The sequence below is a fragment of the Armatimonadota bacterium genome, assembly GCA_016869025.1.
Classification (GTDB): domain Bacteria; phylum Sysuimicrobiota; class Sysuimicrobiia; order Sysuimicrobiales; family Humicultoraceae; genus VGFA01.
In genome coordinates this window covers 40,948-64,527 of the sequence record VGFA01000004.1, presented here as the reverse complement: position 1 = coordinate 64,527, position 23,580 = coordinate 40,948, and the positions used below count along the sequence as shown (strand labels likewise).

The window sequence follows — 23,580 nt, the reverse complement described above, 5'->3', positions numbered from 1 at the left end:
TGTGTCCCAGACGATGTTCGAACCACAAATCGCGCAGTGAACAGTCCTGATAGACCTGCACGCCATCGGTGACCCCGAGGGAGGCGCACCTGTGATGACGATTCGCACACGCGTGGCCGCGGTTTTCGTCTTGATTGCCCTGGCCGCAGGCCCGGCTACTGCACAGATCTTCACGGACATGAGCACGCACCCATCGCGGCGGGCCGCGGAGCGGATGGCCGCGAAGGGACTGGCTATTCGCCTGCCCGACGGCCGGCTGGCCCCTGACGAGCCCCTCACCCGGCTGGACATGGCGCTGTTCCTGGCCCGCGCGCTCGGCATCCCAACGGGCGGTGTGCGTCCGCCCGACTTCCGCGACGTGGACCAGATTCCAGCCGCCGACCGGATGGCCGTGGCCGCGGCCTCGATCATGGGCACGGTCTCGGCCACGAAGACCGAGGTAAGGAAGGGTACTGTCCGGTATGCCCTGGTCACAAACAAGACCACGTACGGTCCAGACGAGAAGATAACGCTCACCTTCACGATCGCCAACGATGGTGCGGGCCGTGAGACCGAGTTCCTGTCCCCGGACCGCGGCCGCACGCGCATCAAGATGAGTGACCGCGATGAGCTGAAGGCGGGTATGGAGGGCGAGCTGTACACCGAGACCCGCACCGCGGCCGGAGTGACGCGGGGAAAGGTGGCGAGGTTCCGGGTACTGGAGGCGCGCGCGGACGGCTCGACCGTTGAGCTCTACGACGAGGGCACGGTCCAGGTCAAGCCAGGACTCAAGGTGTTCCTGCTGCAGGACGTCGCGTTTGAGTACACGACCTCGCAGTTCCACGACTTCGTGATCCGCGACGCGGACGGGAACGAGGTGGCGCGCTGGTCGCTGAACCGGCCGTTCGTCCCGGTGGAACGGCCAGTGTCCCTGGCCGCCAATCAGTCTATGAAGTTCGAAACCTTCTGGCTCCAGCTCGACCAAAACTCACAGCCGGTCCGGCCGGGCCGCTACGAGCTGGTCGCGGTGCACACGACCAAGGAGAACCCCACGACGGTCCTGATCGCGTTTCAGCGCGGGCTCATCTCCGCGTACCCCGACAACACGTTCAGGCCGCGCCAGCCGGTGACCAGGGCCGAACTGGCGGCGTTCGTCGTGCGCGCCATGGGCCTGGAGGTGGAGGCACTGCGCCGCGCCAACGACACGCTGATGGTGGCCGACGCGCGCGATATCCCGACCGAGATCCGCGGGAGCGTGGTGGTGGCCATTGACCGCAAGATCGTCCTTCCCCTATCCGACAACACCTTCCGGCCGGCACGGACCGCCAACCGCGGCGAGGCGATCTTTGCGCTCAACGTCCTGATGGAGGCAGCCGGTCGCTATGACTTCGTGACCGCGACGCTGCGCGAGATGCGCGGCGGACCGCCTCCGGTTGTGGTCGTCGAGGACGCGAACCGCCAGGTTCGATCGCACCGGGTGGCGGTAGTCAGCGCGATCTACCGGAACGATCAACCGGTACTGCTGATGCAACTGCGGCCCGGGGACACGCTCAAGATGCTGCGTCCGACCGAGGCCGCAGAGGTCATGTACATCGAGGCCACCGGAAGGTAGCGGCAATGGAGTTCTTCGTCGACACCGCCAGCATAGAGGAGATCCGTGCCGCGCAGTCGTGGGGCATCCTCGACGGGGTCACCACGAACCCCACCCACGTTGCCAAGGAAGGCCGCGAGCACAAGGACCTGATCCTGGAGATCTGTTCGATCTGCCCTGGCCCGGTGAGCGTCGAGACGACGGCAACCGACGCCGATGGGATGATTCGGGAGGGTGAGGAGTTCGCCACCTGGGCTCCCAATGTGGTCGTGAAGGTCCCGATCACGCCCGAGGGCGTTCGGGCACTGCGTGCGCTGCGCGCCAAGGGCATTCGGTGCAACGTCACGCTCGTGTTCTCACTGGCCCAGGCGCTTATAGCCGCGAAAGCCGGCGGGACCTACGTAAGCCCGTTCGTCGGGCGCCTGGACGACGCGGGCGCCGACGGCATGGAGCTCGTGCGCGACATCTGCGACGCGTACCGGAACTACGGGTTCGAGACGAAGGTGTTGGCGGCGAGTCTCCGGCACCCGGTTCACGTGATCCAGTCCGCGCTGGCCGGCTGCCACGTGGCCACGATGCCGTTTAGGGTCATGGAGCAGCTCTTCAACCACCCGATGACCGACATCGGGCTCGAGAAGTTCATGGCGGACGCCCGCCGGCTTCAGGTAGAACTCCAGGCCCGGCGCACCCCGCGCGGCTGAGCCCTCGCCGCGGTGGGGACCGAATACGAGAGGTGATCTAGCCGTGCCGATAGCCGAACTCGAAGCCAAGACCCTCGCGGACCTTCAGGATATGGCCCGCGATCTCAACATAGCCAACTACCGGCGCTACCGGAAGCAGGAGCTGATAATGCGCGTGCTTCAGAAGCAGACCGAAGATGCGGGCCTGCTGATTCGCGCCGGGATCCTGGAGATCATGCCGGAGGGCTACGGCTTTCTGCGGACCAGCGGCTACCTGCCCGGGGGCGAGGACATCTACGTGTCACCCTCGCAGATCAAGCGGTTTGGGCTGCGCGTGGGCGACGAGGTCCTGGGTCAGGTCCGGCCGCCGAAGGACAACGAGAAGTACTTCGCGCTCCTGCGCGTGGAGGCGGTGAACGGCCTCGACCCTGAGCAGGCGCGCTCGCGTCCGTCGTTCGAGCAACTGACGCCGGTCTTCCCGCTGGAGCGGATACGGCTGGAGTTGCTCGAGTCCGACCTGACGGTGCGGGTGGTGGACCTGTTCTCGCCCATCGGCAAGGGGCAGCGCGGCATGATCGTCTCGCCGCCCAAGGCCGGGAAGACCACCCTGCTCAAGAAGATCGGGCAGTCCATCGTGGCGAACCACAGCGAGATCTACCTCATGGTGCTGCTGCTCGACGAGCGCCCCGAAGAGGTCACCGACATGCGGCGCTCCGTGGAGGCCGAGGTCGTGGCCAGCACCTTCGACCGGGCGCCCGAGGAGCACATCCAGGTGGCCGACCTGGTCCTGGAGCGCGCCAAGCGGATCGTGGAAGGAGGCCGGGACGTCGTGATCCTGCTCGACAGCCTGACCCGGTTCTCCCGCGCGAACAACCTGGTCATTCCGCCGTCGGGCCGCACGCTTTCGGGCGGACTCGACCCCGCGGCCCTGCACCGGCCCAAACGGTTCTTCGGCGCCGCTCGCAAGATCGAGGAAGGCGGCAGCCTGACCATCATCGCAACCGCCCTGGTGGACACCGGCAGCCGGATGGACGATGTGATCTACGAGGAGTTCAAGGGCACGGGCAACATGGAGCTGCACCTCAACCGGAAGCTCCAGGAGCGGCGCACCTTCCCGGCGATAGACATCAAGATGTCGGGTACGCGGCGCGAGGAGCTCCTGCTGACCGACGAGGAGCTGCGCAAGGTCTGGGTGCTGCGCAAGAGCCTGGAGCAGCTCGATACCGTGGCGGTGACCGAACTCATCCTTGACCGGCTGCGCAAGACCTCGAACAACGCGGGCTTCCTCAGGTCCATAGTCAAGAGTTCAGAAGACAACGGGCCGTAGCAGGAACCGGTCGCCCGGCGTCGAACCAGTAACACTGCCCAGTCAAACCTCGGAGGGAAGTTTGCCTACACCCGCCACAGTAATCGTGCTCCTCGGGATCTTCGTGGCGGTTGCTCCCGCGATCGGGGTTACGGACACCCATCGCTCCAGCGCCCAGGCCGTTGTGGTTCCGGCTTCCGCGGAAGAAGGCCTCCGGCAGATCACGGCCGCGCGGCCATCGTCGCGTGCCGTTCGGCAGATCGTCGCGGCGCAGGCGGCCGTGAAGACATCCGGGCCTGATCCGGCGCCCCTCGCCTACACGGTGCAGGCCGGGGATACCCTCTGGACGATCGCACAGCGGTACGCCGTGACGGTCGAGACTCTGGCCGGGGCCAACCGCATTGCCCTGACCGCGATCCTGCCGCTCGGCAAGTCCCTTGAGATCCCGTCGGCGTCCGCGCCGGCTCCTGCCTCCCAGACCGCAACCCGTACCCCCGCGCGTCCCGAGCGGTCCGCGGTGCACGTGGTGCGGAGCGGTGAGACCCTGTGGGAGATCGCAGGGCGGTACGGGGCGCGGGTCGAGGACCTCATGGCCATGAACGATCTGGGCGACTCCGACTGGATCAGGCCGGGCCAGCGGATCGTTGTTTCGGCAGGGGCACTGCCCCGGCACCGCCAGGTAGAACTGCGGTCGCGGACCCGGCCGGGTACGTCCGAGCCGGTGATGGCAGACGTCTCGGTACTGCGCTCAGGCGGGGCCTTTATATGGCCGGCACGCGGCACACTGACCTCGCGGTTCGGCTGGCGGTACCGCCGTCACCACGAGGGCATTGACCTGGCCTCGCCGCGCGGCACGCCGATCTACGCGGCGCGCGACGGCGTCGTGGAGTTCTCCGGGTGGAAGGGCGGCTACGGCAGGGTGGTGTTTCTCGCCCACGGCGGCGGGGTCGTGACCGTGTACGGCCACGCATCGAAGCTTCATGTCCAGCCCGGGCAGCCCGTCAAGAAGGGCCAGTTGATCGCCCGTGTTGGCTGCACCGGCCGTTGTACAGGGTCGCACCTGCACTTCGAGGTTCGCGTCAACGGCCGCGCCGTCAATCCTCTCAGCTACCTTCGCTGATCCATTCTCGCGCGCATGAACTGGCCTCGACGCTGGCGGTCCGGTCTGGTATAATGCCGCGTGTTCCCACCCAGGGTGAACGGCAACGAGGAGAAGGACATGAAGCAGGGTATCCACCCCAACTACCATGAGGCGCGCGTTACCTGCGCCTGCGGCGAAACGTTCTTGACCGGATCCACCAAGAAGGCGATCCGCGTCGAGATCTGCTCGAAGTGCCACCCCTTCTACACCGGCCAACGCAGGTTCGTTGATGCCGAGGGCAGGGTCCAGAAGTTCGCCCGCAAGTACGGCCTGAAGGTCCAGTAGACCCCACGCGCTCGCTGACCCTGGCACTGGTGGCTCTCTCCGCGGGATCCGTCCTGGCGTGGAGCCCGCCTTCCGGTGCCACCGCGCCCCAGGTTCCCCCCTGGGTGGCCACCGCCGGCGCGCGGTCCGCGGTCTACACTCTGCCCGGAACGCGAGAAGAAGCCATGGCAGGCCGGGTTGCGGTCCTCCTAGACAACCTCCTGCTGCGGATTGAGCGCGACAGCGGCCTTGCGCCCGACGGCCTGCTCACCTACCCGCTGTTCCCATCGCCTGATCGGTTCCAGAAGGACTGGTGGCAGTTTGCGATCCTTCGGGACGGCACGGTCCACGGGTGGGGGACCGTCGTGGAGGGAGGCGATGTTCTGGTCTCCCCTTACCAGGTGGCGCGGATTGTCGTCCGCCAGGCAGTGGGACGATCAGTGCCGCTCCTATCCTGGGGGATGGGGGATCTCATCGCCGACAGGCTGATCGGGGTTGACAGCCACGCTCATGCCAGGCTGTTCCTCGAGAGGGATGGCCTGCCGCCGATTGCGGAGATCGTGCACCAGCTCGACTTCAGCCGGGCCCTGCCCAGCGCCTACGCCCAGAGCGTATCGTTTCTCGCCTACCTGGCCGAGGAGCACGGCCTGCGGCATGTGGCGGCGTTTGCGCTGGAGGGCGGAGTGCGGTGGTACGACTTCCCCTCGCTCTTCCAGCGGCACTTTGGCATTTCAATGGCCGAGGCCGACTGGCGCTGGCGCACGCGGCTCGCGCAGACCGCGCCCCCGCGCCTCTCGGACGTGGACTTCCGCACCTACAGGCGCGGGGTAGAATATGCATGCGCCTATACCCTTGCCCAGACCCCAGGGCGGCTGGTGTCCAGACCCGGCGGCGCGACGGCCTATGTCGAGGCCCTACGCGCAACCGGGGCCCTGCGCCGGCTGGACATCGTGGGCGCTTCTCGGGCTGTGGAGGCAGGCCGGAAGGCCGGCGAGCAGGTCCAGCGGCAGGTCTCCCGGACGCGGCTGGCAGTCACGGCGGCGCTGTGGGCACTGGGCCTGGGACCGATCGTTCTGGCCGTGCTCCTGCTGGCGGGGCCGACCATCCGCCACGCCTGGCGAGGCCGGGGGTACAGGCGCGCAGGAACCAGGAGGCGACGATGAATCGCGCTACCGGGGGTATCGAGATCATCTGCGGGAGCATGTTCAGTGGCAAGACAGAGGAGCTAATCCGCCGCGTGCGCCGCGCTCAGATCGCCCGGCAGCGAGTGGCCGTCTTCAAGCACGCGCTCGACGACCGCTACGCCGCAGGCGCGATCACCTCGCACAACGGCGTGCGCATCGAGGCGATACCAGTGACCCGGAGCGCCGAGATCCTGGATCTGGTGGATCCGGGCACCGAGGTCGTGGCCGTGGACGAGGTGCAGTTCCTCGACAACGGGATCGCGGAGGTGGCCGAGACGCTTGCCGGCAGGGGGATCCGCGTTCTCCTGACCGGCCTCGACACCGACTTCCGGGGCGTGCCTTTCGGACCGATCCCCCACCTGCTGGCGGTGGCCGAGGAAGTCACCAAGCTGCAGGCGATCTGCATGACGTGCGGGGCCCCTGCGAGCCGCACCCAGCGGTTGGTGGAAGGCCGCGCGGCGCACTACAACGATCCGGTAATCCTGGTGGGCGCGCGAGAGGCCTATGAAGCACGCTGCCGCAGGTGCCATCAGGTCCCAGGCCGCCCGGGTGGACCGGCTGTCTGACCATTTCGGCCATCCCGCCGGACCGATGATATAATCGGAGAGCCATGACACGTATGGATTCACGCATGCAGGCCCGCCTGGAAGCAGCGGAGGCCAGGTTCGAGGCGCTGTCCGCGGCCATGGCCGACCCGGCGGTTCACTCCGACCGGGCCCGCTATCAGCAGATCGCCCGCGAGTTCTCGGGGCTCGATCTGACCGTGTCGCGCTTCCGCGCTTATCGCGCGGCCTGCCGCGACGCCGAAGAGGCCGAGGTGATGGTGCGCGAGGAGGCCGACCCCGAACTCCGCGATCTGGCAAAGAGCGAGGCCGCCCAACTGCGCGAGGTGCTCGACGATCTCGAGGAAGAGTTGAGGGTACTCCTGCTGCCCCGTGATCCGCGCGACGACCGCAACGTCATCGTTGAGATCCGCGCGGGGACCGGCGGCGATGAGGCCGCCCTGTTCGCCGGAGATCTCCTTAGGATGTACTCGCGCTACGCGGAGTTGCGCCGGTGGAAATCGGAGGTTCTCTCAGCGAATGCAACCGGCATCGGCGGGTTCAAAGAGGTGATCTTCGCGATAACCGGCCGCGGGGCGTACAGCCGGCTGAAGTACGAGAGCGGCGTGCACCGCGTGCAGCGCGTGCCGGTGACCGAGGCCTCGGGACGCATCCACACGTCCACCGTCACGGTTGCGGTGCTGCCCGAAGCCGAAGAGGTGGAGGTCACCATCCGGCCCGACGAGATTGACGTGGGGACCTACCGGGCGGGTGGGGCCGGCGGCCAGAACGTAAACAAGGTCGAGACCGCGGTGCGGATCCGGCACATCCCCACGGGGATCGTTGTGGCCTGCCAGGACGAGCGATCCCAGTTTCAGAACCGGGAGAAGGCGATGCGCATCCTGCGGGCGCACCTTCTGGAGCGGGCCGAGCAGGAGCAGGCCGAGGCGATCGCCCAGGAACGCCGGTTGCAGGTGGGAACCGGGGTGCGCAGCGAGAAGGTCCGGACCTACAACTTTCCCCAGAACCGCATGACCGACCATCGCATCGGGCTCAGCCTTCACCGCCTCGACGCGATCCTCGACGGCGACATGGACGAGGTCGTTGACGCGCTGACCGCGGCCGAGGAGACAGAGCGCCTGACGGCCGTGGATTGAGAACGGTCGCCGAGGCCTGGCAGGCGGGCAGGGATCACCTGGCGGCGCTGGGGATCGAGGAAGCCGCGGTCACGGCAGAGTTGCTGCTCCGCCACGCGCTCGACCTGACCCGCACCCAGTTCCACATCGCAAGGAACCAACCGGTCCCCGACAGGGCCCGGGACCGGTACCTGGGCTACATCGGCGAGCGTGCCCGCGGGCGGCCGCTGGCCTACATCGTCGGTCACCGCGAGTTCATGGGACTCGACTTCCTGGTGGACGAGCGGGTGTTGATCCCGCGCCCCGAGACCGAGGTACTGGTAGAAACCGTGCTGGAACTGCTGCGCGGCGCCACCTCTCCGGTTGTTGCCGACATCGGCACGGGCAGCGGCGCGATAGCGGTGAGCGTGGCCGTCCTGCGGCCCGATGCGCCGGTGGTGGCCACCGATCTCTCGCACGGCGCCCTGGAGGTAGCCCGCGCCAACGCCGCGCGCCACCGGGTCGCTGAGCGCATCACCTTCCTCGCCGGCGACCTGCTGGAACCGGTGATCGGTGGGGGATGGCGGCTCGACGCCGTGGCGTGCAATCCGCCGTACATTGCCCCGGAGGCCGCCGCCGGCCTGCCGCGCGAGATCCGGGAGTTCGAGCCGGCGCTGGCGGTTGTGGCGCCAGGGCAGGGCGAGAGCGTCCACGCTCGCCTGGTGGACGAGGCACCTGGGGCGCTGCGTCCTGGCGGCTGGCTGGTGATGGAGGTGGCAGCAGGCCAGGCGCCGCGGGTGGTCGAACTTCTGGAACAGAGGGCCGGCTACGAAGCCGTGCAGGTGCGGCGCGACGGGCTGGGATGGGAACGCGTGGTCGCCGCCCGCTGGCCCGCGGGTGCTCGTTGTGTAGGCATTGATTGCGGGAGGTGATCCGTATGCGGATAGCGATCGGTGGAGACCACGCGGGCGTGATCCTGAAGGCCGAGGTGGCGCGGTTGCTGCTGGAACTCGGCCACGAGGTGCGCGACCTTGGCACCGGCTCGGTCGAGCCCGTGGACTATCCCGACTACTGCATCGCGGTGGCCGAGGCAGTTGCACGCGGTGATTCCGACCGGGGCATCATTTTTGGGGGGACCGGCAACGGCGAGGCCATGGCGGCCAACAAGGTCCTGGGCATTCGCTGCGCCGTGGTCCACGACGTTACGACCGCCCGGCTGGCCAGATCCCACAACGACTCAAACATGATCGCCCTGGGCGCGCGCATCGTGGGCATGGAGGTGGCCAAGGAGATCGTCCGGGCCTGGTTGACGACCCCGTTCGAGGGCGGCCGGCACATCCCGCGGATCGAGAAGATCTCGAAGTACGAGCGGGACCACAGGAGGTAAGCCGGCCCGGTGTTCGGACTACGAGATACCCGGCACCGGGAACCTCAGGCATAGCGCCCGCACTTCTTCCCTGATTGCCCCCAGGCGCGGACTTGCGCCGATCATGGCGCGGAACTCCTTCAGCGCCCGGTTCCTGGCCACCCGATCCTCCGGCAGCAGGAACGGTCGGATCTCCTCATGCACCTGCGCCATCCAGCCCGCGATCTGGGCCATCTCTGGCTCGCGCATGCCGCGCGTCGTCGCGGCCGGCGTGCCCAGGCGCACACCCGAGGGGTAGAACGCCGACGAGGGCTCCCCGGGAATCGTGTTCTTGTTGGCCGTGATCCCAACGGCGTCCAGCGCCTCCTGCATGAACACGCCGCGGCCGGCACCCCCCGGTGTGAGATCCGCCAGCAGCATGTGGTTGTCGGTCCCACCCGTCACGAGCGTGAACCCTTTGCTGATCAGCGCCGAGGCCAGCGCCCGCGCGTTCGCCACGATCTGCGCGGCGTAGTCACTGAACTCCGGCCGCGAGGCCTCGGCCAGCGCAACCGCGATCGCGGCGGTCGTGTGGTCGTGCGGTCCGCCCTGGAGTCCGGGGAAGATGGCCCGATCAATCTTCTCGGGCAGTTGCCTGTCCTTGGCCATGCCGCGGGCGGTGACCATTATCATGGCGCCGCGGGGGCCGCGCAGCGTCTTGTGCGTGGTGGTTGTGACGATGTGCGCGTGCCCGACCGGGCTGGGGTGCGCGCCTCCTGCGATAAGCCCGGCTATGTGGGCGATGTCCGCGGCCAGATACGCCCCCACCTCGTCGGCGATCTCGGCGAACTGCGCAAACGGCATCTCCCGCACGTAGGCGGTGGCGCCGCACCAGATCAGACGGGGCCGGGCCTCGTGCGCCAGACGCCGTACTTCGTCGAGGTCAATCAGGCCGTCGGGGCGCACGTGGTAAGGGACGCTCCGGTAGAAGATACCGGTGGCGCTGACCTTCCACCCGTGGGTCAGGTGACCACCGTCTGTCAGGTTCTGGCCCATGATGACGTCGCCCGGCTCGCAGGTCGCCAGGTACACCGCCAGGTTGGCAGGGCTGCCGGAGTAGGGCTGGACGTTCACGTGCGGCACGCCAAACAGATCCCTGGCGCGCCGCTGCGCCAGCCGCTCGATCTCGTCTATGTTCTCGTTTCCGCCGTAGTACCGGTGGCCGGGATACCCCTCCGAGTACTTGTTGGTGAGAATGGAGCCCATCGCCTCCAGCACAGCGGCCGAGACGTAGTTCTCGGACGGTATGAGCTCGATGCCGTCCCGCTGCCGCGCGCGCTCGCGCGCCATTATCGCGGACAGTTCCAGGTCCTGACGCTCAAGGATCATCTTCGGGCCTCCAGGGGATCCGTGCGGTTGCGTCCCCATATGTCTTCGGCGGAGGCCAGCGACTTGCCTCCACGGGGAGGGATGGTTCCATGGGGAGGTGCGCATCTGTGGGGAGGGATGCCTCCAGACGGCATCGAAGCCGGTAGCAACTTCCAGACCATCCAGGAGGCCCGGTGATGCCCACCGTGCACGTGTTCGATCACCCGCTGATAAGGCACAAGCTCACGATCCTGCGAGACAAACGCACCGGCCACAAGGAGTTCCGCGAACTCACCGAGGAGCTGGCGGCGCTGATGGCCTATGAGGCGACCCGCTCGCACCCGGTGCGCGAGATCGAGGTCGAGACGCCGCTCGCCACAACCACCGGCTGGTCCATAGCCGGGCAAGAACTGGCGGTGATTCCGATTCTACGAGCCGGGCTGGTGATGGAGACCGCGATTACCCGGCTCATTCCCACCGCGCGGGTCGGACACATAGGCATGTACCGCGACCACGACACCCTGCAGCCGGTCAGCTACTTCGTCAAGCTGCCGGCCGACATCGCCGAGCGGGAGGCGATGATTCTAGATCCCATGCTGGCCACCGGTGGATCAACCGTGGAGGCGATCAACACCCTCAAGGCCCATGGATGCCATAACATCAAGGTGATGGCGATCATCTCCGCGCCCGAAGGGATCAAGAAGGTCCAGGACGCCCACCCGGACGTTGAGATCTACACCGCCGAGGTGGACAGCCACCTCAACGACAAGGGCTACATCGTGCCCGGGTTGGGAGACGCGGGCGATCGCCTGTTCGGGACCAAGTAGACCCTGTGCTGAGCATCGTAGCCACCGTCCTCGCCTTCGCTCTCGGAGGCCTTCCCACCGGATACGCCGTTGGCCGGCTCCTGCGCGGCGTGGATCTGCGCCGTTACTCCGCGCACAACCTCGGCCTGGGGACGGTAGCCGCCGCGGCCGGGGCCCACACCCTTGCGCTGGCCGCCGCGCTTGACCTGCTCAAAGGAGGACTCGCGGTTGCCGCCGCCCGGTTGCTGGGCGGCGGCGACTGGACCCTGACCGCTTCCGCGGCCGCGGTGGTGGCTGGCCACGCCTACTCGCCCTTCTGGTTTCTTGCGCCGCCGGCAACGGTACGGGTGAAGGGTGTCGTGGTGGCCGCGGGTGCGTTTCTCGGCCTGGCGATCCTGAGCGCGGTACCCTGGACAGCACTGGCGGTTCCCGCGGCCGTAGCGTTTGTGGCGCTGGGGTTGCCGAGGATCGCGGGCCGGCGCTGGGGCTATCTCTCGCTGGCGACGGTGCTCGGCACGGCAAGCCTGCCCCCGGCCCTGTGGGTGCTTGGCAGCCGCGCGCCGTACCTGGTACTGGGTCTGGCGCTCGCGATCGTGATCCTGTGGAACCACAAGGAGCACCTGGCGCGGATAGCCGATGGCACCGAGCCCAGAATGGGCGAGCGCCTTCCACTGCCGCTGCTCCTGGGCGACGACGCCGTGTGCGCGTTCCTGATCCACCCGATGACCGTTGACGACAACTGGGAGGCCGGCAGGTTCCGCTGGCTGATGCCCCTACGCCGGCGCGGGATCATCTCCGATGTCGTCGTGCGCTGGATCGCGCGCTTCGTGCGGCCCATGAAGGTTGACGATCTCCACCCGGTTGTCACCGCCGACGGCCGGCGGGCGCGCGTCTACCTGATTGGCGTGCCGCTACTGCCCGACCAGATTCGAGCGCGTCCCCGTCTTGCGGTACGGCGGGCGGTGCAGGCCGCCCACCTGGCCGAGAACCTGGGAGCCACGGTGCTGGGGCTGGGCGCCTACTGGTCGGTCGTCGGGAACAAGGGCACCGAGGTGGCGGCCAGATCCGGGATCGCGGTCACCAACGGCGGCGCCTACACCGCCGGCACCGTGAAGATGGCAGTGCCCGTGATCCTCGACCGGCTTCGCTCCCGCGGCATTGATCCGGCAGACGCCACGATCGCGGTGGTTGGCGCAAACGGCGTCGTGGGCTTCGGAATCTGCCGTCAGGTGGTGGAGCACGTGGGTCGCCTGATCATGTTGGGGACCGATGCGTCACGGCTGGAGCGGTCGCGTGAGTTGCTGGCGCGCCGCCACCCCGGCGCGCGCATCGAAGCGACGACCGACCACGGGGTGCTGTGCGGGGCCGACGCCATCTTTACCGCCACCTCCTCGCCGCGGCCGGTCATCTTCCCTGAGCACGTCAGAGAAGGCTGTCTCATCATAGACCTGGGAAGGCCCTACGATGTAGACGACTCGGTGAAGACAATGCCGGGAGCCGAGGTCATTCCAGGAGGAGTCGTGCGCCTTCCCGGGAATCCTAGTTGGAATATCAACCTGGGCTACGGTCCGGGCCTCGTGCCTGCCTGCCTGGCTGAGACGGTGATCATCGCGCTCGATGGGTGTACCCAGCGCGTCAGTCTGGGGGACCGCACCAAGACCGAGAACATCGAGTACCTGGTGGCACGGGCGGCCGAGATGGGGTTCGAGGTTCAGACCACGGCACTTCGGAGGAGCGGCGATGACGAAGGAACAGGTTCTTGAGCAGGCCCGCGAGTGGGGTGTCAGGTTTGTCCGTCTGCAGTTCACGGACATCCTTGGCACCCTCAAGAACGTGGAGATCCCGGTAGAGCAGCTCGAGAGGGCGCTCGACAACGAGATCCTGTTTGATGGCTCCTCAATCGAGGGCTTCGTGCGCATCGAAGAGTCGGACATGTATCTCATACCGGATCGCGCGACCTTCGCGCTCTTCCCATGGAAGAACCGGGAAGGGGCCACGGCGCGCCTGATCTGCGATATCTATACCGCCGAGAGGGAACCGTTCGCCGGCGATCCCCGCTCTGTGCTGCGCCGCGTCATCGCCGCTGCCGCGCGCAGCGGGTTCAGCATGATGGCCGGGCCGGAGTGCGAGTTCTTTCTCTTTCCCACGGACGCCGACGGTCAGCCCAGGCTGGCGACGCACGACCGGGCCGGCTACTTTGACATGGCGCCGGTAGACAAGGGTGAAGAAGCGCGGGCCGACATGGTGACCGCGCTCTCCGCCATGGGCTTCGAGGTCGAGGCCGGTCACCACGAGGTGGCCCATGGCCAGCACGAGATTGACTTCAAGTACGCCGACGCGCTGCGCGCGGCCGACAACATAGCCACGTTCCGTCTGGTTGTGCGGACGATCGCCAGGCGCCACGGGCTGCACGCGACCTTCATGCCGAAGCCCATTGCCGGCATCGCCGGGTCGGGGATGCACACCCACCAGTCGCTGTACCGCAACAGGACGAACGCCTTCTACGACCCCGAGGGCACCCACCAGCTCAGCGCAACATGCCTGCAATACATCGCCGGGCTGCTGACCCACGCGCGGGGCATGTGCGCGGTGACCAACCCCCTGGTCAACTCCTACAAGCGCCTGGTGCCAGGGTACGAGGCGCCGGTCTACATCGCCTGGGCAGAGCGCAACCGGTCGCCGTTGGTGCGCGTCCCGGTGTCGCGCGGGGATGGCACGCGCATAGAGCTGCGCATGCCGGATCCCTCCTGCAACCCGTACCTGGCCATGGCGGTGATGCTGGCCGCCGGCCTCGACGGCATCGCCAGGGGACTGGACGCCGGCCCGCCGCTCAACCGGAACATCTACGCTATGACCGAAGACGAGCTGGACCAGTTGGGAATCCGGGTGCTTCCCCGGAACCTCAACGAGGCGGTGGGAGAGTTCCTGGCCGACGAGCTCATCTGCGATACGCTCGGCAGCCACATTGTAGACCACCTGACGCGGGCCAAGCGATTGGAGTGGCGGGAGTACGTCACCCGCGTGCACCCCTGGGAGGTTGACTGCTACCTTACGGCCTTCTAGATGAGCAGGCCTTCGTGGGACACCTACTTCATGCGGATGGCCCAACTCGCGGCCAGCCGTTCCACCTGCCTGCGCCGCCAGGTGGGCGCGGTCGTGGTCAAGGATCGGATGGTCCTGTCAACGGGCTACAACGACACTCCCCGGGGCCTGCCCAACTGCGGGGACGGTGGCTGCGAGAGGTGCGCCAGCGATGCGCCTGCTGGCACGGGTCACGACACCTGTTTGTGCCTGCACGCTGAGCAGAACGCCATTATCCAGGCGGCCTACCACGGTGTCGCCATCGCGGGCGCCGCGATCTACGTCACCCACCAGCCGTGCCTGACCTGCGCCAAGATGATCCTCAACTCAGGGTTGCGCCGCGTCGTCTTCGCGGGCGAGTATCCAGATCAGGCGGCGCACCGGGTTCTGGAGTCAGGCGGGGTTGAACTCGTACGCGTAGTGTGATACAGTAACTCTAGTCGACATAGTTGCGTCTTCCGAAACGGGCGATGTAACTGCTGAGTCGCCCGTTTCATGTGTCCGCGGAGTTTCTCTCACCAGGGCTGGGTGGACCGGTGGGCACGCGCAGGATGCCGGCTCAAACCCGGCCCGGGTTTCCCCCGGGTCTAATCAGGAGGTAAGTCTGATTTCTATTTCAACGCACGAGACCGCGTTCGGCGGCCTCGTACTGCGTCCGGAGACCATCCGGGCGATATCCCGTCTTGGGTGGACCGAACCCACCCCGATTCAGTTGAAGGTGATTCCAAAGCTGGCCGCCGGGCACGATGTGGCCGGCCAGGCCCAGACCGGCTCCGGTAAGACCGGTGCCTATGTGATTCCCATGCTGGAGCGCCTCGACCGTAACGCCCGAGGGATCCAGGCGCTCATACTTTCACCCACCCGCGAGCTGGCCCTGCAGATCGCGGACGCCGTGCGCGCGCTGGGTGGACCTAGGCTCCGTGTTACCGCGCTGTACGGCGGGCAGCCCATCGAACGGCAGCTCAGCGCGCTGCGATCCGGCGTTCAGGTGGCCGTGGCCACGCCGGGCCGCCTGCTCGATCACATCTCCCGGGGATCCGTGAAGCTCGACGGCGTACGGTTCCTTGTTCTGGACGAAGCCGACCGGATGCTGGACATGGGCTTCCTGCCCGACGTTGAGGAGATCCTCCGGCGGACGCCGCCGGCGCGCCAGACCGCTCTGTTCTCGGCCACGCTGCCCGACGCGGTGTCCACAATCGCGGCGCGGCACATGCGCAACCCGGCGTGGGTTAGGGTTGCCGCCACGATGCCCACGGTGGATACGGTCACGCAGTACTACCTGGAAGTGGCCGAGCAGGACAAGGTGCGGGCGCTGCGGCTGCTGCTGACCAGCGGCGACGTGCCCTCTGCCCTTGTCTTTCGGCGGACCCGCCGTGGCACCGATCGCCTTGCGAAGATCCTGCGTGAGCGCGGTCAGCCGGTAGAGGTGATCCACGGCGACATGACCCAGGGCGCGCGGGTGCGCGCGCTGACCGCCTTCGCCAAGGGCAAGGCCCAGGTGCTGGTGGCCACCAACGTGGCCGCCCGCGGGCTGGACCTTCCCGACATCTCGCACGTGATTAACTTCGACATGCCCGAGGACGTGGATACCTACATTCACAGGATCGGCCGCACTGCCAGGGCCGGCCGTGCAGGCGAGGCGGTCACCTTTGTAGGTCAGTACGACATGGAAGTGTTCGACCTGCTGAAGCGGCGGATCGGTCCGGCGCTCCAGCCGCACCCGCTGCCGCTGTACCGCTAGAACACCCGGCGCAGCAGCGCGGCGGCCACCCAGGCGATCAGCGCGCAGACGGGGAAGGTCAGCACCCAGGCCGCCACGATCTCCAGGCCGACGCCCCACCGGACCGCGGAGAGGCGCCGCGTCGCGCCGACGCCCATGATCGCGGTGTTGATGGTGTGGGTCGTGCTCACGGGGATGCCGAGACGGCTGGCCAGCTCGATAGCAGAGGCGGCGGCCGTCTCGGCTGCAAACCCCTGGTAGGGCTCGAGCTTGGTCAGGCGCATCCCCATCGTGTGCACGATCCGCCATCCGCCCAGCGCCGTGCCGATCCCCATCGTGACCGCGCACAGGAGAATCACCCAAAAGGGGATCTGGAACTCGGGCAGGACTCCTCCCAGCACCAGGGTCAGGGCGAAGACCCCGATGAACTTCTGGCCGTCGTTGCTCCCGTGGCTGAACGCCATGAAGGCGGCGGAGAAGATCTGCAGGCGTCCGAACAGGCGGCGCGCCAGGCCCAGCGGGGTCTTCGTGAACCACCAGGAGACCGCCAGCAGTAGCAGGAATCCGCCCGAGAAGCCGAGCACCGACGAGAACCCCAGGCCGATTATCACCTTGCGCCAGCCATCCCACAGCAGCACGCCCGGGCCGGCGGTGGCCAGCCCTGCCCCGGACAGCGCCGCCACCAGCGCGTGGCTCTCGCTTGTGGGGAGCCCGTGCCACCAGGCCAGCGTGCTCCACACCACGATGGCCAGCATCGCGGCGGCGATTGTGATCGGGTCAATGACCTCGGCGCGCACGATCCCCTTGCCGATCGTCGCGGCCACGGCGGTGCCGGCCATTGTGCCCAGGACGTTCATAACCGTAGCCATGACCACCGCCACCGATGGGGTCAGCACGCGCGTGGATACTACGGTGGCAATGGCGTTGGGCGCGTCGGTCCAGCCGTTGACGAACTCGGCCGCGAGTACCAGCAGGAGAATGGGTATCAGCCCGGCGGGGAGGGCCAGGTCCATCAGCGGGTCCGTGCCGTGGGAGGGCTCGCCGCGTCTGGGCCTGCGGCGCTACAGGTTCTTCGCATGGATGCCCTGGAGCACGTGCGCGACGTGCTCGCCCCGGTCGGTGGCTTCCTCCAGGGTCTCGTAGACCTCCTTCCATTTGATGATCTCGATGGGATCGGCTTCCTCGGTGAAGAGTCGTGCAATGGCCTCCCGCTGTACGTGGTCGGCCAGATTCTCCAGGCGGTTGATCTCGCGGATGGGCCCCTCGATCCGGTCGAGCCGGCGCAGGTTGCCCACGGCTTCGACGATTGCCTCGCACTCGCTGACGATGATGTGAGCCATCTCTCGCGCCTCACCGCTGGACCGCGGGATTCGGTAGACGGCCATCCGCGCCGAGGCCGCCTCGATCCAGTCCAGCACGTCGTCGAGATCCTTGGCCAGGTCGAATATGTCCTCGCGGTCCAGGGGTACGACGAATGTGCGATTGAGGCGGTCAATAATCGAGTGGGTAATCTCATCGCCCCGGTCCTCCAGGGCCTTGATCGCGGCCGCCCGCTGCTCGACGTCGCGGTAGTCGTCCATCAAGTCCCTGAGCTGCCGCGCCGCCTGGAGCACGTTGTCGGCCGCCTGGTTGAACAGGTCGAAGAAGATATCCTCTCTGGGCAGCAGTTGCAGCGGCATGCTCCTCCCCCCAAGCCACGTTGTGCCTTGGACAGGCAGTTCGGCACGCCGTAACCGGGCGCCTGCCGCGTCCGGCCCGGGCCGGCCAGGAATCCTCCGCGCGGGACAGAACTGGCTCCTCGAGGGGGGAGCAGATGCGACAGGTCCTGTTTCTCTGAGTGCACAACTCCGCCCGGTCGCAGATGGCGGAGGGGCTATTCAACGCCCTGGCGCCTGCGGGCTGGCGGGCTGGGTCCGCGGGCACGGACCCCGGGGAGCGCGTGCGCGAGGAGGCCGTGACGATCATGCGCGAGATCGGCGTGGACATCAGTGGCCACGTGCCCAAGCCACTGCAGGCGGCCCTGGGGCCCGACGTCGAACTGGTGGTGGGCCTATGCGCCGAGGAGGCGTGCCCGGTGGTGCCAGGGGCGCGCAGCATGCACTGGCCGCTGCCGAATCCGGCCGGCGGTGATCTCACGTTCTACCGCGCGATCCGCGACGACCTGGCCGGCCGTATCCAAGCGCTGGTTCGGGACCTGGCGGATCGCGACACGGGGGCGGCCGGGCCCAACGGAGGGAGACGGGGATGACCGAACGAGCCGTGACCGTGCTGGCCCATGTCGAGGTTCCGCGCGGCAGCCGAAACAAGTACGAACTGGACCCTGTCCGCGGCGGGATCCGGCTCGACCGGGTGCTCTACTCGCCGCTGCACTACCCGGCCGACTACGGGTTCATAGTGGACACCCTGGCCGACGACGGCGACCACCTGGACGTGCTGATCTTCACCTACGAGCCCACGTTCCCTGGCTGCCTGGTGGAGGTGCGCCCCATCGGCGTGCTGGACATGCACGACGAGAAGGGGCACGACCAGAAGGTGCTTGCCGTGCCCGTGGGCGATCCGCGCTTCGACGGCGTGACCGAACTGGAGCACGTGCCACCGCACTTCCTCAAGGAGGTGCAGCACTTCTTCACGGTCTACAAGACGCTCGAGCAGAAGCCAGTCGAGATTCGCGGCTGGGCCGGCGCCGTTGAGGCCCGACGCCTGGTGGGTGAGGCCCAGCTATCCTTCGCCAACGCGCACGGCCCGACGCGCTGACCCCATGTGCGGCCGGTTCGTCCGCAGGACCCCGGTGCCAGCAATCGCGGAGGCGTTCGGAGTGGTGCGCGTGGCCACCGGTCTGGCGCCCAGCTACAACGTGGCGCCCGGGCACTACCTGGTCGTCATCAACGACGAGGGCGGCAGGCAGCTGGTGCAGTTCCGCTGGGGGCTGATCCCTTCGTGGGCGAAGGACCCTGCGGTCGGAAACCGGATGATCAACGCGCGCGCCGAGACGGTGGCCGAGAAGCCCGCCTTCCGGTCGGCGTTCCGCCGGCGCCGGTGTCTGATCATCGCCGACGGCTTCTACGAGTGGCAGAAGGTGGGTCCCCGCAAGCGCCCCATCTATGTGCATCTGGTCTCGGGTCGGCCCTTTGGGTTCGCCGGCCTGTACGAAACCCGGATCTCGCCCTCGGGCGAGCGAATCGGCACGTGCACCATCATCACCACCGGGCCCAACGCCTTCATGCGGCCCATCCACCACCGGATGCCGGTGATCATCCCCCGGGACCAGGAGGCGATGTGGTTGGATCCTGACTTCGGGGACGAAGCCCGGCTGCTGGGCCTGCTCCGTCCCTACGAGGAAGAGCCGATGGAAGCCCATGAGGTCTCGACGACCGTGAACGCGCCGGCCAACGACTCACCCGACCTCATCGAGCCCCTGCCGCCGCCGGTGACAGGTTTCCAACAGTGACAGCCACCCTCGATGGACTCGACGCGGTGTGGTATGCTCGCGAGCACCTGGTGCGCCACCGGGCGCAGCTCTTCCTGCGGATGCGAATGGTGGGGGCGTTGCGCAGCGCCTCACGGGCGTAGTACTTGAGGAAGCCGATCGCCTCGGCGACGTCGGCGCAGGATGTCCGCGGCGCGCAGCAGCACCGCGGCGCGCTTTTCGGCCGGCACCCGCCTCCAGCCCTAGAACGCCCGCCACGGCCTGCGTCTTGAGCGATGGATTCAGGGAGACGAGTGCTCTGTCGCTCCGCACGCGCCAGACACCGGTTGCCACCAAGTACGGCAACCGGGAGGACGGCCCCGGTCCAGTCCCCGGCTGCGACAGGGCTTGGCTGCGACCGAGCCCCCACATACAGCGCCCCGCTTGACCGATCACCGGTACGAGGGACTGAGTGTTGGAATGCCCGAAGGTGAGGGGACGTCTGCGTGACAAGCCCTTTCACCTCTGACGCCGGTCCGGCCGGCACACGGTAGCCGCGTCTCCTCGACCGTGTGCGAGACGCGCTCCGCGCGCGCCACTACAGCCGCCGCACCGAAGAAGCGTACATCGCGTGGATCCGCCGGTACATCCTGTTCCACGGCAAGCGCCATCCAGCCGAGATGGGCGCCGCGGAACTCACACAGTTCCTCACGGCTCTCGCCGTTCAGGGAAAGGTGGCCGCCTCCACGCAGAACCAGGCCCTGAGCGCGCTCCTGTTCCTCTACCGCGAGGTGCTCGGGCAGGAGGTCCCCTGGCTCGACGGTCTCGTGCAGGCGAAGCGCTCCCGTAGGCTCCCTGTTGTCCTGGCCCGCGATGAGGTGCGGGCGCTGCTTGGCCATCTCCATGGCGTCCCGCGCCTGATGGCGCTGCTCTTGTATGGAGCAGGGCTGCGCGTACTCGAGTGCGCCCGGCTGCGCGTGAAGGACATCGACTTCGCGTCGAACCAGATTGTGGTGCGGGCCGGCAAGGGGGACAGGGACCGCGTGACGATGCTGCCCGCTTCCGTCAAAGCTGAGCTTGCTCGGCACCTTGAGTCCGTGAGGCGGCTGCATGAGCGGGAGCTCACGCGCTGTGCCGGCTGGGTTGAGCTCCCCGGCGCCCTGATGCGGAAATACGCCAACGCGGGCCAAGAGTGGGGCTGGCAGTGGGTCTTCCCGGCCACCCGCCGGGCCGGGATTGCCAGGCACGCGACCTGCCACATCCTCCGCCATTCGTTTGCCACCCACCTGCTCGAGGATGGGCACGACATCCGGACGATCCAGGAGCTGCTGGGGCACCGGGACGTGGGCACGACCATGATCTATACGCACGTGCTGAACCGCGGCCCCGGGGCGGTCCGGAGCCCAGCCGATCGGCTGACCGGGGTGTAGAGTAGGTGGCTAGGCGACGGTGGGCCACCGGTCGGCAGAGGTCCTCCCAGGATTGCAGAGGCATCACCGGCGCGTGATAATGGGGGCCAAGGACGGCTGGCGCGCCGGAGCGGTGCCGGAGCACCAGTGACGCCGGACTAGACAGGTCTGCCTATCACGGTTACAGGGAGCGCGTCGCGGGCAGGGATCATAAGGAAGATTGTGGGGCCAGGGGGGAAACGGTGACAGGCGCTAGACTGCAGGGCTCGCTGTGTTTGGGATGCTAGGCAGGTCTGTCCAATTCTTGTTAGGCGGATGGAGCTCCCTGCTTGCAGCGAGCCTTCCACTTCTAACCACCTTCTGCCCTAAGTGGAACGATGAGTATCTCTGATTCAACTGACGAGCGCTTCATGCGGCTGGCTCTCGAGGAGGCCGAGAAGGCCCTTGAGCGTGGCGATAGGCCGATCGGCGCCATCATCGTCCACGAAGGGCGGATCGTCGCTCGGGGCTCCAATGCATTCCAGTCGGCCTCAAGCGACGTTGCCCACGCTGAACTTCAAGCGATCCTTGCCTCGGCCAGCTTCCTCAAGCTCCACGGGCCCGAATGCACCATGTACACTACCTGTGAGCCCTGCCCGATGTGCATCGGCGCAATCGTGATGGCCAACATCAGGAACATCGTGTTTGGGATGCTGGATAACTACACCGCGGGCCGCATTGCGCTGGAGGCGAACCCCTACATGAAAGCCAGGATCCACGGATTCGATGGCGGCTGCCTTCAAGAGGATTGCGTGGCCCTCTTCCGGGTCTTCTCCCCGGACGAGGCCGATCTGTGTCTATATGGCAAGGCGGGTAGTCCGTCATCCGCCTAACAACTCGCTGGAGCCGACCTGGCCAGCCCGGTTCCTTGAATTGCGATCCATACTAACCTTGGGCTGGCCAGGCGGCTCAGCTCGAGGCCGTTAGCGCTCTTGATGCCGGGGATGAAGGGAGCTCGAAATGGCAATCCCTGATTATCAGAGCATCATGCTGCCGCTGCTCACATTCGCCGGTGATGCGAAGGAGCACACTCTGCGCGAGGCAATCGATAATCTGGCTGCTCAATTCAATCTGACTCTCGACGAACGGCGCGCTTTGCTCCCGAGTGGACAGCAGCCGATCTTCGACAATCGGGTCGGCTGGGCCAGGACGTATATGAAGAAGGCCGGATTGCTCGAGATGCCGCGGCGTGGGCATATCATGATAACGCAAAGAGGTCGCGAGGTTCTTGCCACATGCCCATTGAAGATAGATGTTGCATTCCTCGAGCAGTTCCCCGAGTTCCAAGAGTTTCGCGCCTTGAAGCGGGAGAAGCAGCAGGAGCAGCCGACTGACGAGACGCCACAGGAGCTCTTGGAGCAAGCCATTCAAACATTGCAGGACAACCTTGCCAGCGAGTTGCTTCAGCAGATCAGATCTGGTTCCCCCCGCCTGTTCGAGAGGATCGTCATCCAGCTACTAGTTAGCATGGGCTACGGGGGTTCACTGAAGGATGCTGGGCAAGCCGCCGGCAGGTCAGGGGATGAGGGGATTGACGGAATCATCAAGGAGGATAAACTGGGTCTCGACATCATATACGTTCAAGCAAAGCGCTGGTCGAGCACGGTTCCTCGGCCCGAGATTCAGAAGTTTGCCGGCGCTCTTCAGGGTCAGCGTGCCAGGAAAGGGATCTTCGTAACCACCTCAGACTTCTCGAAGGATGCCACGGAGTATGCCTCGCGCATTGACAGCAAGATTATCCTGATCGATGGTGAGCAGCTCGCGCGATATATGATTGAGCACAACATCGGGGTTGCGCCTGTTGCGAGCTATGCAGTGAAGCGCATGGATTCAGACTATTTTGCTGAAGACTAAGGAAAGCGCCAATTCTTGTTAGGCGGGCGAGCGATCCCGCTGTAGGATGGGCCCGGAGGGGGTGGAAGATGTGAAGTACAAGGTTGTCCTGAGGGAATCAGAAGAGGGTTTCAGCGTTTCCTGTCCAGGCCTGCCCGGGTGCTGGTCACAGGGGAAGACCGAGGAGGAGGCCCTGAACAACATTCAGGACGCGATTCGCGAGTACCTCGAAGCTCGGGACGCATCTTTGAGAGACGAGAGGACTCGGGAGGTCGAGGTCCTCGTCTGATCTTGCCCAAACTCGCTGGCGTCAACCACCCCGATGCAGTCCGGGCCTTTGAGAAGGCGGGGTTCCGCATTGTTCGCCAGGGGAAACACGTCGTGATGTCAGACGGGACACGCATTATCACAATCCCGCGGCATGCCCCGGTCAACGCGTACACGATGGGTGGCCTTATAGTCGACGCAGGCCTCACAATTGAGGAGTTCAAGAGGCTACTTCGATGAAGCGGCCGCCTAACCCGCCCATGGAGCCGACGGGCGCGGCCAGCGGAGGCCAGGATCAGTGCGATCGCGACACGCGGCCGCGCCCGCGGCTCACCGCCAGTCGTTAGCCCGACACCGCCTTGGTCCGGCGCAAATCCCGGGGGAGAAGCGAAAGGCACCAGTGGCCGGCGAGTCGGAGATGGGCTAGAACGAGTCGGCATTCGGAGGGCGGTTCTTGAGCAAGCCAAGCAGACAGCAAGAGAGCAGCTGGACCGCCTGCCAGAC

At 66.7% G+C, this 23,580-nt stretch carries 26 protein-coding genes; 23 read left to right on the top strand and 3 right to left on the bottom strand.

What is annotated here, in order from left to right; translation table 11 throughout:
• Positions 1 to 94 precede the first annotated feature (94 nt).
• The 10 genes from FJX73_04070 (at position 95) to rpiB (ending at position 9,189) form a co-directional block, all read left to right on the top strand.
• A complete protein-coding gene (locus FJX73_04070) occupies positions 95 to 1,591 on the top strand; it encodes a hypothetical protein (GenBank protein MBM3469952.1) in 1,497 nt (498 codons plus the stop codon).
• Positions 1,592 to 1,596: 5 nt separating this feature from the next.
• The gene (gene fsa, locus FJX73_04065) at positions 1,597 to 2,271 is read left to right on the top strand and encodes a fructose-6-phosphate aldolase (GenBank protein MBM3469951.1); all 675 of its coding nucleotides are present in this window, start codon (positions 1,597 to 1,599) and stop codon (positions 2,269 to 2,271) included.
• Positions 2,272 to 2,314: 43 nt separating this feature from the next.
• On the top strand, positions 2,315 to 3,577 hold the full coding sequence (locus tag FJX73_04060; GenBank protein ID MBM3469950.1) for a transcription termination factor Rho: 1,263 nt from the start codon (positions 2,315 to 2,317) through the stop codon (positions 3,575 to 3,577).
• 61 nt (positions 3,578 to 3,638) lie between these two features.
• Entirely contained in the window at positions 3,639 to 4,676 is a 1,038-nt protein-coding gene (locus FJX73_04055) for a LysM peptidoglycan-binding domain-containing protein (GenBank protein MBM3469949.1), read from the top strand.
• A 99-nt stretch (positions 4,677 to 4,775) separates the two neighbouring features.
• A complete protein-coding gene (gene rpmE / locus FJX73_04050) occupies positions 4,776 to 4,982 on the top strand; it encodes a 50S ribosomal protein L31 (protein ID MBM3469948.1) in 207 nt (68 codons plus the stop codon).
• A 104-nt stretch (positions 4,983 to 5,086) separates the two neighbouring features.
• Positions 5,087 to 6,124: a hypothetical protein gene (locus tag FJX73_04045; GenBank protein MBM3469947.1), complete on the top strand. Its 1,038-nt coding sequence runs from the start codon at positions 5,087 to 5,089 to the stop codon at positions 6,122 to 6,124.
• Entirely contained in the window at positions 6,121 to 6,711 is a 591-nt protein-coding gene (locus FJX73_04040) for a thymidine kinase (protein MBM3469946.1), read from the top strand. Before FJX73_04045 ends, FJX73_04040 begins: the two co-directional genes overlap by 4 nt.
• A 65-nt stretch (positions 6,712 to 6,776) precedes the next feature.
• Positions 6,777 to 7,844 (top strand): peptide chain release factor 1, encoded by a 1,068-nt coding sequence (gene prfA, locus FJX73_04035; protein ID MBM3469945.1) that lies wholly within the window; start codon positions 6,777 to 6,779, stop codon positions 7,842 to 7,844.
• Positions 7,841 to 8,734, top strand: coding sequence for a peptide chain release factor N(5)-glutamine methyltransferase (gene prmC / locus FJX73_04030; protein MBM3469944.1), 894 nt, complete (start codon positions 7,841 to 7,843; stop codon positions 8,732 to 8,734). Before prfA ends, prmC begins: the two co-directional genes overlap by 4 nt.
• Before the next feature lie 5 nt (positions 8,735 to 8,739).
• Entirely contained in the window at positions 8,740 to 9,189 is a 450-nt protein-coding gene (rpiB, locus tag FJX73_04025) for a ribose 5-phosphate isomerase B (protein MBM3469943.1), read from the top strand.
• Positions 9,190 to 9,207: 18 nt separating this feature from the next.
• Here the strand turns inward: rpiB and FJX73_04020 are convergent, their stop codons facing one another.
• Positions 9,208 to 10,575, bottom strand: a complete 1,368-nt coding sequence (locus tag FJX73_04020) for a serine hydroxymethyltransferase (GenBank protein ID MBM3469942.1) — start codon at positions 10,573 to 10,575, stop codon at positions 9,208 to 9,210.
• A 137-nt stretch (positions 10,576 to 10,712) separates the two neighbouring features.
• Between FJX73_04020 and FJX73_04015 the strand changes: the two genes are divergently transcribed.
• The 5 genes from FJX73_04015 to FJX73_03995 all read left to right on the top strand — a co-directional run bounded on the left by FJX73_04015 (position 10,713) and on the right by FJX73_03995 (position 16,143).
• Entirely contained in the window at positions 10,713 to 11,342 is a 630-nt protein-coding gene (locus FJX73_04015; protein ID MBM3469941.1) for a uracil phosphoribosyltransferase, read from the top strand.
• A 5-nt stretch (positions 11,343 to 11,347) separates the two neighbouring features.
• The gene (locus FJX73_04010; protein MBM3469940.1) at positions 11,348 to 13,084 is read left to right on the top strand and encodes a hypothetical protein; all 1,737 of its coding nucleotides are present in this window, start codon (positions 11,348 to 11,350) and stop codon (positions 13,082 to 13,084) included.
• On the top strand, positions 13,062 to 14,384 hold the full coding sequence (gene glnA / locus FJX73_04005) for a type I glutamate--ammonia ligase (GenBank protein ID MBM3469939.1): 1,323 nt from the start codon (positions 13,062 to 13,064) through the stop codon (positions 14,382 to 14,384). The genes FJX73_04010 and glnA overlap by 23 nt, the downstream gene beginning before the upstream one ends.
• Positions 14,385 to 14,828, top strand: a complete 444-nt coding sequence (locus FJX73_04000; GenBank protein MBM3469938.1) for a dCMP deaminase family protein — start codon at positions 14,385 to 14,387, stop codon at positions 14,826 to 14,828. It abuts the gene before it with no gap.
• A gap of 292 nt (positions 14,829 to 15,120) precedes the next feature.
• The gene (locus FJX73_03995; protein ID MBM3469937.1) at positions 15,121 to 16,143 is read left to right on the top strand and encodes a DEAD/DEAH box helicase; all 1,023 of its coding nucleotides are present in this window, start codon (positions 15,121 to 15,123) and stop codon (positions 16,141 to 16,143) included.
• Here the strand turns inward: FJX73_03995 and FJX73_03990 are convergent.
• Positions 16,140 to 17,135, bottom strand: coding sequence for an inorganic phosphate transporter (locus FJX73_03990; protein MBM3469936.1), 996 nt, complete (start codon positions 17,133 to 17,135; stop codon positions 16,140 to 16,142). The two genes, FJX73_03995 and FJX73_03990, sit on opposite strands and share 4 nt — an antisense overlap.
• Before the next feature lie 48 nt (positions 17,136 to 17,183).
• Positions 17,184 to 17,801 carry a DUF47 domain-containing protein gene (locus FJX73_03985; protein MBM3469935.1) on the bottom strand — a complete coding sequence of 206 codons (618 nt, stop codon included), beginning with the start codon at positions 17,799 to 17,801 and terminating at the stop codon, positions 17,184 to 17,186.
• 182 nt (positions 17,802 to 17,983) lie between these two features.
• Between FJX73_03985 and FJX73_03980 the strand changes: the two genes are divergently transcribed.
• The 8 genes from FJX73_03980 (at position 17,984) to FJX73_03945 (ending at position 23,316) form a co-directional block, all read left to right on the top strand.
• The gene (locus FJX73_03980) at positions 17,984 to 18,370 is read left to right on the top strand and encodes a hypothetical protein (GenBank protein ID MBM3469934.1); all 387 of its coding nucleotides are present in this window, start codon (positions 17,984 to 17,986) and stop codon (positions 18,368 to 18,370) included.
• On the top strand, positions 18,367 to 18,876 hold the full coding sequence (locus FJX73_03975) for an inorganic diphosphatase (protein ID MBM3469933.1): 510 nt from the start codon (positions 18,367 to 18,369) through the stop codon (positions 18,874 to 18,876). The genes FJX73_03980 and FJX73_03975 overlap by 4 nt, the downstream gene beginning before the upstream one ends.
• Positions 18,877 to 18,880: 4 nt before the next feature.
• Complete coding sequence (locus tag FJX73_03970) at positions 18,881 to 19,570, top strand: SOS response-associated peptidase (GenBank protein MBM3469932.1); 690 nt, start codon at positions 18,881 to 18,883, stop codon at positions 19,568 to 19,570.
• 530 nt (positions 19,571 to 20,100) lie between these two features.
• Complete coding sequence (locus FJX73_03965; protein ID MBM3469931.1) at positions 20,101 to 20,958, top strand: integron integrase; 858 nt, start codon at positions 20,101 to 20,103, stop codon at positions 20,956 to 20,958.
• A gap of 356 nt (positions 20,959 to 21,314) precedes the next feature.
• Positions 21,315 to 21,809 carry a nucleoside deaminase gene (locus tag FJX73_03960; protein ID MBM3469930.1) on the top strand — a complete coding sequence of 165 codons (495 nt, stop codon included), beginning with the start codon at positions 21,315 to 21,317 and terminating at the stop codon, positions 21,807 to 21,809.
• A 127-nt stretch (positions 21,810 to 21,936) separates the two neighbouring features.
• A complete protein-coding gene (locus FJX73_03955; GenBank protein ID MBM3469929.1) occupies positions 21,937 to 22,830 on the top strand; it encodes a restriction endonuclease in 894 nt (297 codons plus the stop codon).
• Positions 22,831 to 22,900: 70 nt separating this feature from the next.
• Positions 22,901 to 23,098 carry a type II toxin-antitoxin system HicB family antitoxin gene (locus tag FJX73_03950; GenBank protein ID MBM3469928.1) on the top strand — a complete coding sequence of 66 codons (198 nt, stop codon included), beginning with the start codon at positions 22,901 to 22,903 and terminating at the stop codon, positions 23,096 to 23,098.
• 2 nt (positions 23,099 to 23,100) lie between these two features.
• Positions 23,101 to 23,316, top strand: a complete 216-nt coding sequence (locus tag FJX73_03945; protein ID MBM3469927.1) for a type II toxin-antitoxin system HicA family toxin — start codon at positions 23,101 to 23,103, stop codon at positions 23,314 to 23,316.
• Positions 23,317 to 23,580: the final 264 nt, after the last annotated feature.